The organism is Neisseria sp. P0021.S006 (assembly GCF_051956895.1).
The window spans coordinates 1-1,485 of sequence record NZ_JBQCWZ010000329.1; the positions used below are offsets into that span (position 1 = coordinate 1).

Below are 1,485 nucleotides of genomic sequence, written 5' to 3' on the forward strand. Positions count from 1 at the left end.
CTTCGCCGTTAATCATTGCCCACAGGTCTTGACCCAATACGGCGGAAGCTTCGTCAAATGTGGCTTTAACGATGGCTTGCTCGGCAAAGCCGTTCATCATGCCTAGGCTTTGTGAGCCTTGTCCGGGGAAGAAGAATGCGAAAGACATGGTAATTCCTTATTGGTTTGAATGTTTGAGGGTGTCTGCCAGCAGAAGGAGGGTGGCGACAGTATTGGTTGCGGTGGTCAGCCGGAAGGTGCGGACAAATCCGGGTTTGCTGGTTTTATGCCGGAATATGAGGCTGCCGCAATAACCGCCCGGCCAGCCACCAAGCAGGTTGAGCAGGTGCAATTTTGCTTCGGGTATGCGCCTGCCGTGCTTGCGTGCGCGCTGTTTGTCTTGGTAGTAAAGCAGGAAAACGTATGCACTTAGCGCGAGATAGGCAATTGCCAGTTTGGGCAATATTACAGCCGTTATGCTTAAAAACAGGCTGCTGATGCAGAGTGCAAACGTTAGGGATTTCATGGGTTTGAGCAGAATAGGCCGTCTGAAAGAGGTGTTCAGACGGCCCAATCGTTAGTATTTCACTAAAACCGCACCCCAGGCAAAACCGCCGCCGATGCCTTCGAGCAAGAGGTTTTGTCCGCGTTTGATTTGGCCGTTTTTAATGCCGACATCCAGTGCCAGTGGAATGGAGGCGGCGGAAGTGTTGCCGTGGTCTTGGACGGTCAAGATCACTTTGTCCATGCTCAAGCCCAAGTGTTTGGCGGTAGAGTCGATAATGCGCTTGTTGGCTTGGTGCGGCACAATCCAATCGATTTGATCGGCGGTGTAACCGGCTTCTTCGATAACGTCATCTGCAATTTTTGCCAGCATTTTGACGGCAAACTTGAATACGCCGGGGCCGTCCATACTGATGTAGGGTGAGCCGCAAACCTGGCCGTTAGCGATTTGTCCGGGGACGTTTAAAAGGTTGAGGTAGTTGCCGTCGGCTTTGAGTTTGCCGTGGATGATGCCCGGTTCGTCAGATGCGCTTAAGACAACCGCGCCTGCGCCGTCACCAAAGAGGACGCAGGTGGTGCGGTCGTTCCAATCAACGATGCGGCTGAAGGTTTCTGCGCCGATAACCAAAGCGTTTTTCGCCATGCCGCTTTTGATGTAGGCATTAGCAGTGGTCATGGCATACATAAAACCGGCGCACACGGCTTGTACGTCAAAGGCAGGGCAGCCGTTGGTTATGCCTAATTTTTGCTGCACGATGGTCGCCGTGGAGGGGAACTGCATGTCTGGAGTGGCTGTGGCGACGATAATCAGATCGATATCGTCAGCCTGCAAATCGGCATCTGTCAAGGCGCGGCGCGCTGACTCGGCGGCCAAGTCGCTGGTTTTTTCGCTGTCGTCTGCAATATGGCGAAATTTGATACCTGTACGCGTGGTAATCCACTCGTCGGAAGTGTCCACTTTTTTGGCAAGGTCGTCATTGCTGACGCGGTTGGCAGGAAGGT

Annotated in this window: 2 protein-coding genes and 1 pseudogene; all 3 read right to left on the reverse strand. The window is 53.2% G+C overall.

Going from position 1 to position 1,485, the window contains the following annotated elements:
* A pseudogene (locus ACTHUM_RS13815) lies at positions 1–148 on the reverse strand (ACP S-malonyltransferase); the annotation flags it as partial.
* 9 nt (positions 149–157) lie between these two features.
* Positions 158–505, reverse strand: coding sequence for a DUF1294 domain-containing protein (locus tag ACTHUM_RS13820; RefSeq protein ID WP_070460417.1), 348 nt, complete (start codon positions 503–505; stop codon positions 158–160).
* 51 nt (positions 506–556) lie between these two features.
* On the reverse strand, positions 557–1,485 hold a 929-nt coding region (locus tag ACTHUM_RS13825; RefSeq protein WP_440403148.1), incomplete at its 5' end, for a beta-ketoacyl-ACP synthase III.

What these genes read in the sequence shown, in the direction of transcription:
- ACTHUM_RS13820 (WP_070460417.1), bottom strand. Translation starts at nt 505, where the DNA reads ATGAAATCCCTAACGTTTGCACTCTGCATCAGCAGCCTGTTTTTAAGC.